7 protein-coding genes and 1 pseudogene are annotated in these 15,016 nt (G+C 72.2%); 4 read left to right on the forward strand and 4 right to left on the reverse strand.

Features of this window, described 5'->3' with window-relative positions; all coding sequences use genetic code 11:
- Window positions 1-6: 6 nt before the first annotated feature.
- Together ACZ4S3_RS34040 and ACZ4S3_RS34045 are read right to left on the reverse strand one after the other, a co-directional pair.
- Window positions 7-3,249, reverse strand: coding sequence for a non-ribosomal peptide synthetase (locus ACZ4S3_RS34040; protein WP_467941537.1), 3,243 nt, complete (start codon window positions 3,247-3,249; stop codon window positions 7-9).
- A 144-nt stretch (window positions 3,250-3,393) separates the two neighbouring features.
- Window positions 3,394-4,803 (reverse strand): class II 3-deoxy-7-phosphoheptulonate synthase, encoded by a 1,410-nt coding sequence (locus ACZ4S3_RS34045; RefSeq protein ID WP_467941540.1) that lies wholly within the window; start codon window positions 4,801-4,803, stop codon window positions 3,394-3,396.
- A 312-nt stretch (window positions 4,804-5,115) separates the two neighbouring features.
- Between ACZ4S3_RS34045 and ACZ4S3_RS34050 the strand changes: the two genes are divergently transcribed.
- Together ACZ4S3_RS34050 and ACZ4S3_RS34055 are read left to right on the forward strand one after the other, a co-directional pair.
- Window positions 5,116-6,705 carry an anthranilate synthase component I family protein gene (locus ACZ4S3_RS34050; protein WP_467941544.1) on the forward strand — a complete coding sequence of 530 codons (1,590 nt, stop codon included), beginning with the start codon at window positions 5,116-5,118 and terminating at the stop codon, window positions 6,703-6,705.
- On the forward strand, window positions 6,702-7,274 hold the full coding sequence (locus ACZ4S3_RS34055) for an anthranilate synthase component II (RefSeq protein ID WP_467941546.1): 573 nt from the start codon (window positions 6,702-6,704) through the stop codon (window positions 7,272-7,274). Before ACZ4S3_RS34050 ends, ACZ4S3_RS34055 begins: the two co-directional genes overlap by 4 nt.
- 78 nt (window positions 7,275-7,352) lie before the next feature.
- On the opposite strand, the gene pdxR is transcribed toward ACZ4S3_RS34055, so the two are convergent.
- Window positions 7,353-8,774, reverse strand: coding sequence for a MocR-like pyridoxine biosynthesis transcription factor PdxR (gene pdxR, locus ACZ4S3_RS34060; RefSeq protein ID WP_467941548.1), 1,422 nt, complete (start codon window positions 8,772-8,774; stop codon window positions 7,353-7,355).
- Window positions 8,775-8,916: 142 nt separating this feature from the next.
- Here pdxR and trpD point away from each other — a divergent pair, with 142 nt between their 5' ends.
- Window positions 8,917-9,942 carry an anthranilate phosphoribosyltransferase gene (gene trpD / locus ACZ4S3_RS34065; protein ID WP_467941568.1) on the forward strand — a complete coding sequence of 342 codons (1,026 nt, stop codon included), beginning with the start codon at window positions 8,917-8,919 and terminating at the stop codon, window positions 9,940-9,942.
- A 199-nt stretch (window positions 9,943-10,141) separates the two neighbouring features.
- Here the strand turns inward: trpD and ACZ4S3_RS34070 are convergent.
- A pseudogene (locus ACZ4S3_RS34070) lies at window positions 10,142-10,411 on the reverse strand (indole-3-glycerol-phosphate synthase TrpC); the annotation flags it as partial.
- 427 nt (window positions 10,412-10,838) lie between these two features.
- Here ACZ4S3_RS34070 and ACZ4S3_RS34075 point away from each other — a divergent pair.
- On the forward strand, window positions 10,839-15,016 hold a 4,178-nt coding region (locus tag ACZ4S3_RS34075; RefSeq protein WP_467941551.1), incomplete at its 3' end, for an amino acid adenylation domain-containing protein.

A 15,016-nucleotide genomic window follows, 5' to 3' on the forward strand; every position in this document is an offset into this window, starting at 1 on the left:
GAGGGGTCAGGAAAGGACATGGCCGTCGACCCGGACCGGGTTGCCGAGGACCACCACGACCTCGCGAGCCCCCTGGTAGGGGTCGCGGCTGTGGGCCATGCGGAGGTTGTCGACCAGCAGGACATCGCCGTCCTGCCAGGGTTCGCTCACGGTGGCGTCGCGGTAGGCCGCGTTGAGTGTCTCGACGGTCCCGGTGTCGAGGGGCGTGCCGTCGCCATAGGCGGTGTTGAACGGCAGGCCCTCCGGGCCGTACACGTCGACGAGGTAGTCGCGAATGACCGGGTCGAGCGTCCGCTCGTTGAGGAACGCCGCCTGGTTGAACCACACCGGGGCACCGGTCCGCGGGTGGTGGACGACCGCGGCGCGGCGCTGCCGGGTGCGCAGCCGGCCGTCCGGCAGCCAGGTGTGTTCCAGGCCGGCGGCGGCACAGTACGCGTCGACCTGCGCACGGTCCTCGGTGCCGAACGCCTCCGCCCAGGAGACGCCGATGTCGTGGTACATACGGGTGAGCAGCCAGCCGTCGCGGGTGAAGCGGTCGACCAGGCCGGCGGGGAGCGCACGCAGTACCGCCTGGGAGTCGGCCACCCCTGTCCGGCCGCCGCTCTCGGGTGCGGTGAGGCAGCCGAAGAGGAGCAGGCCGGGGACCTCGGTGGCGTAGCTCAGTTCGTGGTGCATGCACATCGGTTCGTCGGCGGGCCACTCCGAGGATCCGTACACGCCGTCGCCGTGGTCCGCGCGGGGGGCGAACCGCTCTCGTTCGGTCATCGCTTCGACGCCAAGGGCCGTGGCGACGGCGGCCACATCGGCCGGTGTGGTGACGCCGAGGCCGCGCAGCAGGACGGCACCGTGTTCGGCGACGGCGGCGTGTACGGCGGGCCGGTGCCGCTCGGCCCAGGTGGCGCCGGCGCCGGGGGACACCGTCAGCACCGCCAGGCCGCCGTCGGACCGGACGGGCCGGGGGCCGTCGGCGGTGCGGTCCGCGGCCGGCGAGGGGGCTGCCTCCTCGGTACCGGACGCCTCGCCGGCCTTTCGGTCGACCAGGGCGGCGACCTCGGCGACGGTCGGGGTGTCGGCGAGGTCCTTGACCGTCACCACCCGGTCCAGGGCGACGGCGAGGCGGATCGCGGTCAGGGACGTACCGCCGAGTTCGGCGAAGCGCGAGTCGCGGCCGATGCGTGCCGGCGGGACGTTGAGCAGTTTGGACCAGAGTGCCGCGACGCGGCGTTCGGTGGCGGTCTCCGGTGCGCCGGAGGCGTCCGCGCCGGCCTGCTGCACCGCGTCCTCCGCCATGCGGGCCAGCGCCTTGCGGTCGGTCTTGCCGTTGTCGGTGAGGGGCAGTTCGGCGCGGTGGTGGAGGTGCTGGGGGACCATGTAGCCGGGCAGCGCGGCGGCCAGCGCCCGGCGCACCTCTTCGGTGGGCAGCGGTCCGGTGGCGGTGAAGTAGCCGACGAGGGCGCGCCGTTCGGGGCTTCCGGTGACGACGACCGCCCCGTCGCGGACGCCGGGTATCTGGAGCAGCTGGTTCTCGATCTCGCCGATCTCGATACGGAAGCCGTTGATCTTGACCTGGGCGTCGCGGCGGCCGAGGAACTCCAGGGTGCCGCCGGGCAGCCAGCGGCCGAAGTCACCGGAGCGGTACAGCCGCTCCCCGGGCCGGTGCGGGTCGTGCCCGAAGGCCGCCTTGGTGCGGGCCTCGTCGTTGATGTAGCCGCGGCCGACGCAGACGCCGGAGAAGACGATCTCGCCGGGTACGCCCAGCGGTACCGGGGACAGCCGCTCGTCGACCACGTACACCCGCACATTGCGCACGGCCTTGCCCAGCGGGACCGAACGGGCGTCGGGCACGCGGTCCATGACCTCGTGATTGGTGTCGTCGGAGGTCTCGGTGAGGCCGTAGGCGTTGACCAGCAGCACATCGGGGAAGGCCGCGAACCAGCGCTGGACCAGCTCCTTCTTCAGCGCCTCGCCGGTGACGGAGACACAGCGCAGCCGGGGCAGCGCACGGGGCTCCTCCTCCAGGGTGGAGAGCACCACCTCCAGGTAGGAGGGGACGAGCTGGGCCACCTGAACGCCGCCGGCGGCGAGGGTGTCGATGAAACGGCGGACATCGAGGACCGCCTCTTGTCCGACGATGTGGGTGCGGCCGCCGACGAGCAGTGCGGACACCAGCTGCCACAGGGAGATGTCGAAGCACTGGGGAGCGGTCTGTGCGACAACATGTCCCTCCTCGATGCCCAGATCCTCGATCTTGGCCAGCAGGTGGTTGAGGAAGCCGTTGTGCTCGCACATGGCGCCCTTGGGCTCGCCGGTGGAGCCGGAGGTGAAGTAGATGTAGGCGAGCTGGTCGGCGGCGACCGGCAGTCCGAGGTCGTGGTCCGGTCCGCCCTGTGCCAGCACCTCGTCGATGAAGGCGGCGCGGGTGTCCTCGCGTCCGGCGAGCGCTTCCTCCAGGTGGGGGATGCCGCGTTCGGCGAGCACCCAGCGCGCCTCGCTCCGGGCCAGGACGGTGGCGATCCGCCCGGCCGGGAACCGGGGCTCCAGCGGCAGGTAGCAGCCGCCCGCCTTGAAGACGGCGAGGACGGCGGCGAGCCACTCCAGGTTGCGTTCGCAGACCACGGCCACGACGTCCTCGGCGCGCAGGCCGCGCCGGTGCAGGGACCTGGCGAGGATGTTGGCGCGGCGGTTGAGCTCCTCGTAGGTCCAGCTGCGGTCCCCCTGGACGGCGGCGATCGCGTCGGGGTGGCGGCGCACCCGTTCCTCGAAGAGCTCGTGGCAGCGGAGGCCGGGAAGCTCCCTGACGGGTCCGGCGAACTCTTCGAGCTGCTGGGCGAGTTCGGCCGGGGAGAGCAGGGTCTCGACGTGGTGCGCGGAGTCCGGGGCCGCGGTCAGCCGGCGCAGCGCACGGTCCAGGTACGCGGCGAGGCGTTCGGCGCCGACGTACTCCTGGGCGCGGGCGGCCTGCCATGCGGCGCGGGCCTGTTCGCGGCCCTGCTCGGTGGCGGCCCAGGCGATCAGGTCGCGCCAGGTGCCCTCACCGACCTGCCATTCCTGGAAGCCGGTGACCGCGGCGGCTACCTTGGCCTGTGCCGCGAGCCATATCGTCGGACCGTCGACGGCCGATTCCTCGGCGAGCCGGTCGATTCCGGCCGCGAGGTCCGGAGGCAGTAGGGGAAGCTCATCCTCCGCCCTGCTGCCGCCGGCCTGACCGCCTGCGCTGTCCCTCACGAGTCTGCACCCCACACCGGACATCTGTCGGATCGCGAAATCACCGAGTGATCCCACCTGGTGGAAGTGACGCTAGGAGGAGCCTTTATCGCTGGACTATCAGCGTCGTTAGAGCCGGCGAAATCTTCCCTCCCGGCTACCGCTGGGAGGGGGTGGCGGCCGGCCGCTTCAAGGGGTCGGCGGAGCGGACCGGGTGCGTAGCATCTCGGCGACACGGAAGGCGAGTTCCAGGGACTGACGGTGGTTGAGCCGGGGGTCGCAGGCCGTTTCGTAGCGGCGGTGGAGGTCGTCGGCGAGGAGGGCGTCACTGCCGCCGAGGCATTCGGTCACGTCGTCGCCGGTGAATTCGATGTGCAGCCCGCCGGCGTGGGTGCCGAGCGCGTGATGGACGGCGAAGAAGGTCTCGGTCTCACTGAGGATGTCGTCGAAGCGGCGGGTCTTGTGGCCGCCGGGGGTGACGAAGGTGTTGCCGTGCATGGGGTCGCAGACCCAGGCGACGGCCGGGTCCTCGGCGGTGACCTTCTCGACGAGGTCGGGCAGCCGGTGGCCGACGGCGTCCGCGCCCATCCTGACCACGAACGTCAACCGGCCCGGAACGCGGTGGGGGTTGAGCTTGTCGACGTAGCCGAGCGCGTCGTCCGTGGTGGCGTCCGGGCCGAGTTTGACGGCGATGGGGTTGTGGATGCGGGAGAAGTACTCGACGTGCGCGCCGTCCAGGGCGCGGGTGCGCTCCCCGATCCACAGCAGGTGGCCGCTGCCGGCGTAGGCGCGGTCGTCGCGCCCTGCGGTGCGGGTCAGGGCCGCTTCGTAGTCGAGCAGCAGGCCCTCGTGGCCGGCGTAGAACTCGGCGGTGTCCAGCTCGTGGGCGCTGACCCCGCAGGCTGTCATGAAGCGCAGGGACCGCTCGATCTCGTCGGCGAGTGCCACGTAGCGGCGGCCGGCGGGTGAGTCGGTGACGAAGCCGCGGTTCCAGGCGTGGGCCCGGGTCAGGCTGGTGTGGCCGCCGGTGGTGAACGCCCGGATGAGGTTCAAGGTGGCTGCGGAGGCGTCGTACATGCGGCGCAGGCGCCGCGGGTCGGGGGTGCGTGCGGCGGCCGTGAAGCCGGGGCCGTTGACGGCGTCGCCGCGGTAGGCGGGCAGGGTGCGGCCGCCGCGGGTCTCGGTCGGCCGGGAGCGGGGCTTGGCGTACTGGCCGGCGATCCGGCCGACCTTGACGACGGGCACGGCGGCGCCGTGGGTGAGGACCACCGCCATCTGGAGCAGGGTCCGCAGCTTGGCGTTGACGGCGTCGGCGGTGGCGCCGGCGAAGGTCTCCGCGCAGTCGCCGCCGTGCAGCAGGAACGCCTCGCCGCGGGCGACGGCGGCCATCCGGCCGCGCAGCCGGTCGCACTCCTCGGCGAGAACGAGAGCGGGCAGCCGGGCGAGGTCGCCGGTGACCTCGCGCAGCACCGCGGGGTCGGGCCAGGCGGGCTGCTGCGCGGCGGGCAGCGGGCGCCAGGAGTCGGCGGCAGCGGAATGCAGGGCGGCAGCGGAATCAGCGACGGTGGCGCGGGATTGCGCGCGGGAAGAGGGAGGCATCGCAACCTTCGTGGGCGGGATGGTCGTACGCGGGAAGCCCGCGTGCGGGAAGTCCGTGTGCGGGAAGTCCGTGTGCGGGAAGTCCGTACGCGGGAGGGGAGCTCCGCTGCGGGTGTGGCGGCGGGCGGCGTTCGGGATGCGGGGTGCATTCCAACCCCGCCCGCCGAAGGCGGTCAAGAACTGGCGGAGTGGACTGCACCGGCCCTCGCCAATTGGTCTGGTCGTCCTGCACGGCCGGGTGTTTGGGTTGGCGGCATCGTCCCGGCAGCCGGTATGGCCGGGGCGCGGAACCGGATGTCGAGGACGGAGACCATGGCAACGACGACACGCGCCGAGGTCCGCGGACCGGGGGGCGCGGGCGCGGACCCCGGCCCGCGGGTGCGGGTGCGGATCACGGAGACGGAGCTGGAGCCGCATGCTCCGCTGTCCCTGTACACCGCTCTGGCCGGGGAACTCGGGCAGCAGGAGGTCTTCCTCTTCGAGAGCCCGGCCGGGCCGGCAGTGGACCGTGGCACGGCGGTGGTCGGCTACGGCCGGCTCGCGGAGATACGGGCGTTCGCCGGCCATGTCGAGTGTGCGGGCGCGGCCCCGTTACGCGAGGCGATCCTGGCGGCGGCCGAAGCCGTGGGGATGACGCCGGACGGGGACGGGGCGGACGGGGACGGGACGGACGGGGACGGGGCGGTGGCACGCCGCCGGTTCACGCGCCCCGGGCAGGTCTGGGACCTGATGCGGCGGGTCCAGCGGCGGTTCGCGGTCAGCGGTGAGGTTCCGCGCGACGCCTATGCGTTCGGCTTTCTGACGGCGCTGGCGTACGAGGCGGCCTGGCACATGGACGTGCTGCCGGCCCGGGAGGTCTCCCGTGGCGGCCCGGACATGACGTTCACGCTGATCCGCGACACGGTCTGGTACGACCGGGACGGGGCGCGGCCGCTCCACCGCACGGCGCGCTCGGACGCCTTCCCTTACCCGTACCCGTATGCAGCGGCCCCCGACGTCGCCGCGCTGGCAGCGGCGGCGGCCCGGGAGCCGGCGGACGGCTCCAAGGTGTGCCCCGCGGCGCCGGCGCCCCGTTCGGTGCGCGACAGCGTGGCCCGGGACACCTTCCTGGACTGGGCGCGGCAGTGTCTGGAGCACATCCGGGTCGGGGAGATCTACCAGATCCAGATCGGTCACCGGATCGACGTCGACACCGCGCTCACCCCCGTGGAGGTCTACCGGCGCCTGCGTTCGCGCAATCCGTCGCCGTACATGTATCTGGCGCCGCGCGCCGGTGACACCCTCATCGGGGCCAGCCCCGAACTGTTCTTCCGTACCGTGGGCGACACGATCGTGATGCGGCCGATCGCCGGCACCACGCGGCAGGCGGCGACGGACGAGGAGAACGCGCGGCGGGTCAAGGAGATGCTGGCCAGCACCAAGGAGCAGGCCGAGCATGTGATGCTGGTCGATCTGTGCCGCAACGACATCGGCCGGGTCTGCCGGCCGGGTTCCCTGGTGGCGGACGAGCTGATGACGGTGGAGGCGTATTCGCACGTCTTCCACATGGTCTCGACGGTCGCCGGGCGGCTGGAGCCGGACGCGGACGTGTGGCGTTCGCTGTGTGCGACCTTCCCCGCGGGAACCATGACCGGCGCGCCGAAGCTGCGCGCGATGGAGATCATCGACGGGATCGAGCAGCAGCCGCGCGGCATCTACGCGGGCGCGGTCGGGCTGATCGACGTGGGCGGATGGAGTTCGCTCGCGCTGTGCATCCGCACGATCGTGCACGACGGGCAGACGTACTCCACACAGAGCTCGGCGGGGATCGTCGCGGAGTCGGTGCCCGAGGCGGAGTGGGACGAGACCTTGGCGAAGATGGGCGCCGCCCACTGGGCGCTGACCGGTGAGGAGCTGTCATGAAGGTACTGATCGTGGACGCCTACGACAGCTTTGTGCACATCATCGACCAGTATCTGCGGACGCTGGGGATGACGACGGAGGTGGTGCGCTCGGGTACCCGTACACCGGACGAACTGGCAGCCGGGCACCCGGACATGGTGGTGCTGGGGCCGGGCCCCGGGCATCCCGCGGCGTCCGGGCATGTGGAGCTGGTCCACCGGTTCGCCGGTGAGGTGCCGCTGCTGGGGGTGTGTCTGGGGCACCAGGCGATCGCGTTGGCGTTCGGCGGCCGGGTGGAGGTGGCCGGCCATCTGATGCACGGGCGGACCAGCCCGGTGCGGCACGACGGCGCAGGGATCTTTCGCGGGCTGGGCAACAGCCTGGTGGCGACCCGATATCACTCGCTGATCGTGTCCCGGCCGCTGCCCGATGCGCTGGAGGAGACCGCGACGGCCGAGGACGACGGCTATGTGATGGGGCTGCGGCACCGCAGCCTGCCGGTGGAGAGCGTGCAGTTCCACCCGGAAAGCATCACGACCGACGGCGGACCACAGCTCTTCGAGAACTTCCTGGCCGCCGCGGTGCGCTGACCGGCGGATCACCGCGGCCGGTTCCGGCGCGGCACGTCAGGCACAGCCGCCGACAGGTCAGGCACAGCCGTCGGCAGGTCAGGCACAGCCGTCGGCCCGGCCGGCTGCGAACAGCTCCGCATAGGCCGTCCCCAGTTCCTGAAGGGCCTCCGCGATGCCGGTACGGGGCACCGCGGTGTAGCCCACCACCAGGGCCGGGGCGGCCTGTTCGGGCCGGGCGTGGTAGCGCCGGCCGCCGCGCACCAGCACCGAGCGGCGCAGCGCCCGCTCGACGAGCGCGGCCTCGTCCGTCCGGCGCGGCAGCCGCAGATAGGCGTGCAGCCCGACGGCCGAGCCGAGGGTGCGCACACCGGGCAGGAAGCGGCGTACGGACTGCTCCAGGCTTTCGCGGCGGACGCGGTAGCGGGCGCGCTGGCGGCGCAGATGGCGGTCGAAGTGGCCCGCGCGCAGGAAATCCGCGAAGGCGAGCTGAGTGAGCACATCCGAGCCCAGGTCGCGATGGGACCGCATCCGTTCCACGGGCGCCAGCAGCCGGGCAGGCATCGCGAGCCAGCCGAAGCGAAGGCCGGGTGCGAGGGATTTGCTGGCCGTGCCGCCGTAGACGACGCGTTCGGGGGCGAGGCGTTGCAGCGCCGGCGGGCGGGTGCCGTGCTCCAGCCACAGGTCGCCGTCGTAGTCGTCCTCGATGATCCAGGCGTCCTGGTCGCGGGCCCAGCGGATCAGCGCCTCCCGGCGGGGCGCGGAGAGGGTGGCGCCGGTGGGGAACTGGTGGGCGGGGGTGAGCAGCACGGCCCGTGCGCCCGTCCTGGCCAGCGCCTCGACGTCGAGGCCTTCGGCGTCGACAGGGACGGGCACCGGCCGCAGCCCCACTTCCCGGACGAACTGCCGCTGCCGGTGGTGGCAGGGGTCCTCCATGGCGAGCCGGTCGATGCCCTGCTCGGCCAGCACGGCACACAGCAGGCCGAGCGCCTGCGCAAAGCCGGAGACGGCCATGACCTGCCCCGGGGTGGTGAGCACCCCGCGCGCCCTGCCGAGGTAGCGCGCCAGTTCCTCCCGCAGCGCGGCCGCCCCGGACAGCGGCGGGTAGTCCATGGTGCCGGGGGCGGCGGACCGGACGGCGTGCTGGTAGGAGGCGAGCCATTCACGGTGCGGGAATCCGGCAAGATGCGCGGTGCCGGTGCGCAGATCCCAGCGGGCCGGGGGCACCAGACCGTCGTCGAGGAGGGTCGGCAGGGCGGGCGTGGGCGTCAGATGCGCGGCGACGCGTGTTCCGGAGCCCCGGACTGCCTCCAGATAGCCCTCGGCGATGAGCCGGCCGTACGCCTCGACGACGACGCTGCGGGAGACGGCGAGATCCGCGGCGAGCTGCCTGCTGGACGGCAGCCGGGTACCGGGACGCAGTACTCCGGTGGATATCTCTTCTCTTAACGTGCCCTCGATCTGGGCGGTGAGCGGTTCTTCGGATTCCCGGGACACATCGATCAAGGCGTGCCAGGCCATTTCTCCGGCTCCCCCAAGTGGACTGGAATCACTCATGGCAATTGGTCTGGGCGTGGTGTGACGGTGCGGCACAAAATGGCCGGGTGCTGAAGAGAGGGGACAAGCGGTGACCACAGGCGATGACCAAGAGCGGTCCTGGCCGATGCTGCTGACGGCGTTGCTGGCGGGCGAGCATCTGACGGTCGAGGACACCGCGTGGGCGATGAACGAGGTCATGCTTGGCCGGGCGGCATCCGCGCGGCTGGCCGGGCTGCTGGTGGCGCTGCGGGCGAAGGGTGAGACGGTCGGCGAGGTCGAGGGGCTGGTGCGGGCGATGTACGCGCACGCCGTCCCGCTGGAGGTGCCCGGACCGACGCTGGACATCGTCGGTACCGGTGGTGACCGTTCGCACAGCGTCAACATCTCCACGATGTCGGCGATCGTCGCGGCGGGGGCCGGCGTCCGCGTGGTCAAACACGGCAACCGCTCCGCCTCGTCCGCCGCCGGCTCCGCCGATGTCCTCGAACAGCTCGGGGTGGCCCTGGACCTTCCGGTCGACGAGGTCGCCCGGGTGGCCACAGAGGCCGGCATCACCTTCTGTTTCGCGCCGCTGTTCCACCCGTCGGTCCGCCATGCCGCCACGACCCGGCGGGAGTTGGGCATTCCGACGGTCTTCAACGCGCTGGGCCCGCTGACCAATCCGGCCCGTCCGACAGCGCAGGCGGTCGGGGTGGCCGATGCCCGGCTGGCGCCGCTGCTGGCCGGGGTGCTGGCCCGGCGCGGGGCGCGCGGGCTGGTGTTCCGTGGCGATGACGGGATGGACGAGCTGACGGTCACCACGACCTCCAGGGTCTGGTCGGTGCGCGCGGGGCGGGTGCGCGAGGAGGCGTTCGACCCGCGCGATGTCGGCATCGACCACGCGCCGGCCGGGGCGTTGCGCGGCGGTGACGCGGCGCACAACGCGGCGGTGGCGCGGGCGCTCCTCGAGGGTGTGCGGGGTCCGGTGCGCGATGCCGTGCTGCTGTCGACGGCCGCGGGGTTCGCAGCGCTGGAGGCCTCGGACGGCCCGGTGGCGGAGCGGATCGGGGCCGGGATGGAGCGGGGTGCCCGGACGATCGACTCGGGGGCGGCGGCGGAGGCGCTGGAGCGCTGGGCCACCGTCTCCACGAAGCTGGCCGCCTCCGGGTGAGCCGGGATGGCGCGGTCGGCGAGTGCCGTCGGAGCACGCCCGTGATTCCGCGGCGCGCCGCCCCGCCCCGGCCCGGTCCGGCCGCCACGCGCAGTGGTCAGTGCACGACCGCTGCCCGCAGGGCGGCCAGCACGGCGTGCGGCCCGTCCGCGGTGACCAGGGCCTCTCCCACCAGCACGGCATCCGTGCCGCAGGCGGCCACGGCGGCCACGGCGGCCACGGCGGCGACGTCCTCGGGGCCGCGGGCCAGGCCGGCCGGGTCGGTGACGGCAGCCAGCGGTTCCTTGGACGGACTGGCCCGCTTGACCTCGGCGATGATCTGCACGCCGGTGGAGCCCAGCGCCGTCACGGCGTCCAGCGGTGCGGGCGCCGCCGCCGCCCGGTCGCGTAACTCCCTTTCGGTGACCCGACGTTGCCGTGTGGCGAGGTCTTCGCGTACACCGTCGATGATCTCGTCGAGCACGGTCATGGGGTGTCGGATCCTCTCGGCTGTGGGCGCGGTGGGACCTGCTGCGCCGCCGGTGGAGTGCGGAGCGCGACGCACCGGCACATCCCACCCGGCGGGGAAGAGGCTAGGAAATGCCTTTATCGCTGGACTATCGACGCCGGCGCCTATTCCGCCCGCGGCCGCGGGCGGCGGGACCGGGGTACGGCGGGGGAAGCGGACCCTGGCAGGTGGGCCCATGGATGCGAAGTGGCCGCGATAACAAGACGAAAGCTGAGCCTCCTACCTTTTCGACCAGCTGGTGAACTGGAACTCATGACGTCGTACCCCTGACGTCACGGGTTCCTTTCCCGTGTTTGCCGGCGAAGAAATGGCGAGGAATTCGCGGGGCCCATTCCCTCTTTCCGTAACACCCATGGCCTCGATACGGACGGCGCAAGGAGTCGGCGGCATGGCGGAAGCATCGATGCATGGTCTGGATCTTCCGGGCGAGGGGCTTCCCGACGCCGGCACGGCGGCGCCCCGGCCGGTGCCGGCCGAGTGGAACGCGACCGCCTGCGATGTGCCCACGGCGAGCCTCCGGGAGCAGTTCGAGGCGCAGGTGGCCCTGACGCCCGGCGCGGACGCGGTCCGGTGCGGGGACGATCTCCTCAGCTATGCCGAACTCAACGCCCGCGCCAACGCGTTGGCGCGTCTGCTGATCCGGCACGGCGCCGCCCCCGAACGCTATGTCGCCGTCGCCCTTCCCCGCACCGTCGACCTGCCCGCCGCCCTGCTGGCGGTGGTCAAGACCGGCGCCGCCTACCTGCCCGTCGACCCGGAGCACCCCGCCGACCGGATCGGTTCCGTCTTCGCCGACGCCGCCCCCGTGTGCGTGCTCACCACCGAGGCTCTCGCGTCCCAACTGCCGGAGACGGACGCCCCGTTCCTTGCGATCGATGACGCGGACACCGGCGCCGCTCTCGCGGAGCTGCCGGCCCGCGACCTCGGCGCGGACGAGCGGCCGGCCGGCTGGTCCCCGGCAACACCTGTGTACGCCCTGTTCACCTCCGGCTCCACCGGCCGCCCCAAGGGCGTGGTGATCACCGGCGCGAACCTGGTCAACTTCCTTGCCGCGATGCAGAAGAAGTTCACGCCCGAGCCCTCGGACCGCTTCCTCGCCGTCGCCACGGTGGCGTTCGACATCGCAGGACTGGACCTCTACCTTCCGCTGCTCTCCGGGGCGTCCGTCCAGCTCGCCACCTCCGAGGAGGTGCGCGACACCCCGCGTCTGGCCGCGCTGCTGGCCTCCTCCGGTGCGACGTTCATGCAGGCCACCCCCTCCCTGTGGCAGGGGCTGGTGGCCCAGTTCCCCGAGGCGCTGCACGGGCTGCGGATCCTCGTCGGTGCGGAGGCGGTACCGCCTGCCCTGTCCCGGCGGATGACGGAGCTGGCCACGAGCGTCACCAACCTCTACGGCCCGACCGAGACCACGGTCTGGTCGACCCTCGCCGACGTCACCGGCGAGGGCGCGGCCCCCATCGGACGGCCGATCGGCAATATGCGGATGCATGTCCTGGACGACGCGCTGCGGCCGGTCCCGGTGGGCGTACCGGGGGAGCTGTACATCGCCGGGCGGGGCATGGCGCGCGGCTACCTGGGCCGCCCGGACCTGACCGCGGGGCGGTTCGTCGCCCACCCGTACGGTGCGCCGGGCGAGCGGATGTACCGCACCGGGGACCTGGTGAAATGGCGGCCGGACGGGCAGTTGACGTACCTCGGCCGGACCGACTTCCAGGTCAAGGTACGCGGCTACCGCATCGAGCTGGGTGAGATCGAGTCCGTGCTCGGCGGGGATCCCGGTGTCGCCCAGACCGTCGCCATCGTGCGTGAGGACCGCCCCGGAGACCAGCGGATCACCGCCTATGTGGTGCCGGTACGCGACGGCGAGCGGCTGGACGTGACCGGCTTGCGTGACCGGGCGGCCCAGGCACTGCCCCCGTACATGGTGCCGTCCGCCTTCGTCCAGCTGGACTCCTTCCCGCTCAATCCGAACGGAAAGGTCGACCGCCGGGCGCTCCCGGCACCGGACGCCGCGCCCGTGGCCGCCGGGCGCCGGCCCCGCAACGACCGCGAGGAGATCCTTTGCGGGCTCTTCGCCGAGATCCTGGGCGTGGAGCAGGTCGGTATCGACGACAGTTTCTTCGAGCTGGGCGGTCACTCACTGCTCGCGACACGGCTCACCAGCCGCATCAGGGCCACGTTCGACGTCGAACTGGACATCCGGGGCCTGTTCGAGGCGCCGACGGTCGCCCAGCTTGCGGGCCGGCTGGCGGGCGCGGCCGGTGCGCGGGCGGCGCTGGCGCCGGTGGCACGGCCCGCACGGGTGCCGCTGTCGTTCGCCCAGGCTCGGATGTGGTTCCTGGACCAGCTGGGCGAGACCCGGGCTGCCTACAACCTCCCGGTGGCCCTGCGGCTGACCGGTGGCCTGGACGTCGGCGCGCTGCGGGCCGCACTGACTGACATGGTGGCGCGCCACGAGAGCCTGCGGACCGTCTTCCCCCGGGAGGACGGCACTCCGTACCAGCGGGTGCTGGAGGGTGCGGCCGCCCGGCCCGTCGTCGAGGTCGTGCAGACGGACACCACGCGCCTGCCGGAGGCACTTGCCGAGGCCGCCCGGTACCGGTTCGATCTGGCGGCCGAAATGCCACTGCGGGCCTGGCTGTTCCAGACGGCACCCGACGAGTGGGTGCTGCTGTTGCTGGCGCATCACATCGCCGGCGACGGCTGGTCGACGGACCCGCTGATCGGTGATCTGTCGACGGCGTACACGGCCCGGCACCGGGGCGAGGAGCCGGCGTGGACGCCGCTGCCGGTGCAGTACGCCGACTACACGCTGTGGCAGCGGCAGATCCTCGGCGACGAGGACGATCCGCACAGCGCCCTGTCCGGCCAGATCGCGTACTGGACGAAGACCTTGGCGGGGCTTCCGGACCGCCTGGAGCTGCCCACCGACCGGCCGCGGCCCGCCGTCGCAGGACACCAGGGTGACGTGGTCGAGCTGTCCTGGGACGCGGAACTGCATGCCGGTATCGCCCGTCTGGCGCGGGAGCACCGGGCGAGTGTGTTCATGGTCGTCCAGGCCGCGCTCGCCTCCCTGCTGACCCGGCTCGGTGCGGGCACGGACATCCCGATCGGTTCGCCGACCGCGGGCCGGACCGACGAAGCGCTCGACGATCTCGTCGGCTTCTTCGTCAACACCCTCGTGCTGCGCACCGACACCTCCGGCGACCCCACCTTCGCCGAGCTCCTCGACCGCGTACGGGAGACGGACCTGGCGGCCTACGCCCACCAGGACCTCCCCTTCGAACGGCTCGTGGAGCTCGCCAACCCCACCCGCTCGCTGGCCTACCACCCCCTCTTCCAGGTGATGCTGGCGTTCCAGACCGATGACGCCGTGCCCGACCTGCCTGGTGTGACCGTGCGCAGGTGTCCGACGACCATCACGTCCGCCAAGTTCGACCTGTCCTTCGAGGTGACCGAGGAGCGCGGCGCGCAAGGGCAACCGGCCGGAATGCGCGGGGTGGTGGAGTTCGCGACGGACCTCTTCGACCGGGCGACGGTCGAGGCCCTGGCCGGCCGCCTGGAGCGGCTGCTGCACGCCGTCGCCGCGGACGCCGCCCGGCCCATCGGCGACCTCGACATCCTCTCTCCCGCCGAGCGGGACCAGCTGGTCACCGGCTGGAACGACACGGCGTGTGCGGTTGCGCCGGCGACGTTGCCGGATCTGTTCGAGGCGCAGGTGGTGCGGACTCCGGATGCGCCGGCCCTCGAGCAGGGTGGGACGGTTTTGACGTATGCGGAGCTGAACAGTCGGGCGAACCGGTTGGCGCATGAGTTGATCCGTCGGGGTGCGGGTCCCGAGCGTGTGGTGGCTCTGGCGTTGCCGCGTTCTTTGGACATGATCGTTGCCATCGTCGCCACTTGGAAGACGGGCGCTGCTTACCTGCCCGTCGACCAGGACTATCCCGCGGAGCGCATTGCTTACATGGTGGGGGATGCAGGTCCGGTGCTGGTGCTGGCCGACGAGGTCACGTCCGGGCGGCTGCCGGAGGCCGGTCCGCCTGTGATGACGTGGGACGGCTCCGGCCAGGGCGCGGCGGATGATCCGTCGGATGCTGACCGTAGTGCTCCGCTTCGGCCGGATCACCCCGCTTATGTCATCTACACGTCGGGTTCCACCGGCCGCCCCAAGGGCGTCGTGGTCCCGCACACCGGTATGGCGTCGTTCGTCGCTGATGTGGTCGAGCGTTGGGGGCCGTCGGGTGAGAGTCGGGTGCTGCAGCTGACCTCACCCAGTTTCGATGTGTCGTTGTTGGAGGTGTGGTTGGCGTTTGGTTCCGGTGGTTGTTTGGTGGTTGCGCCTGCGGGTCCGCTTGCGGGGGAGGCGCTGGTCGAGGTGCTGGCGGAGTTGCGGATTACTCATGCGGCGACGACGCCGGCGGCGCTGGCGAGTATGCCGGTGCGGCCGTTGCCCGCGTTGCGCACGCTGCTCACTCTCGGTGAGGCGGTTACGGGTGCGGTTACGGGCCGGTGGTCGGCCGAGCATGCTGTCCACAACGGGTATGGGCCGACTGAGGCGACGGTGTG

Source organism: Streptomyces sp. NPDC028368, assembly GCF_055565615.1.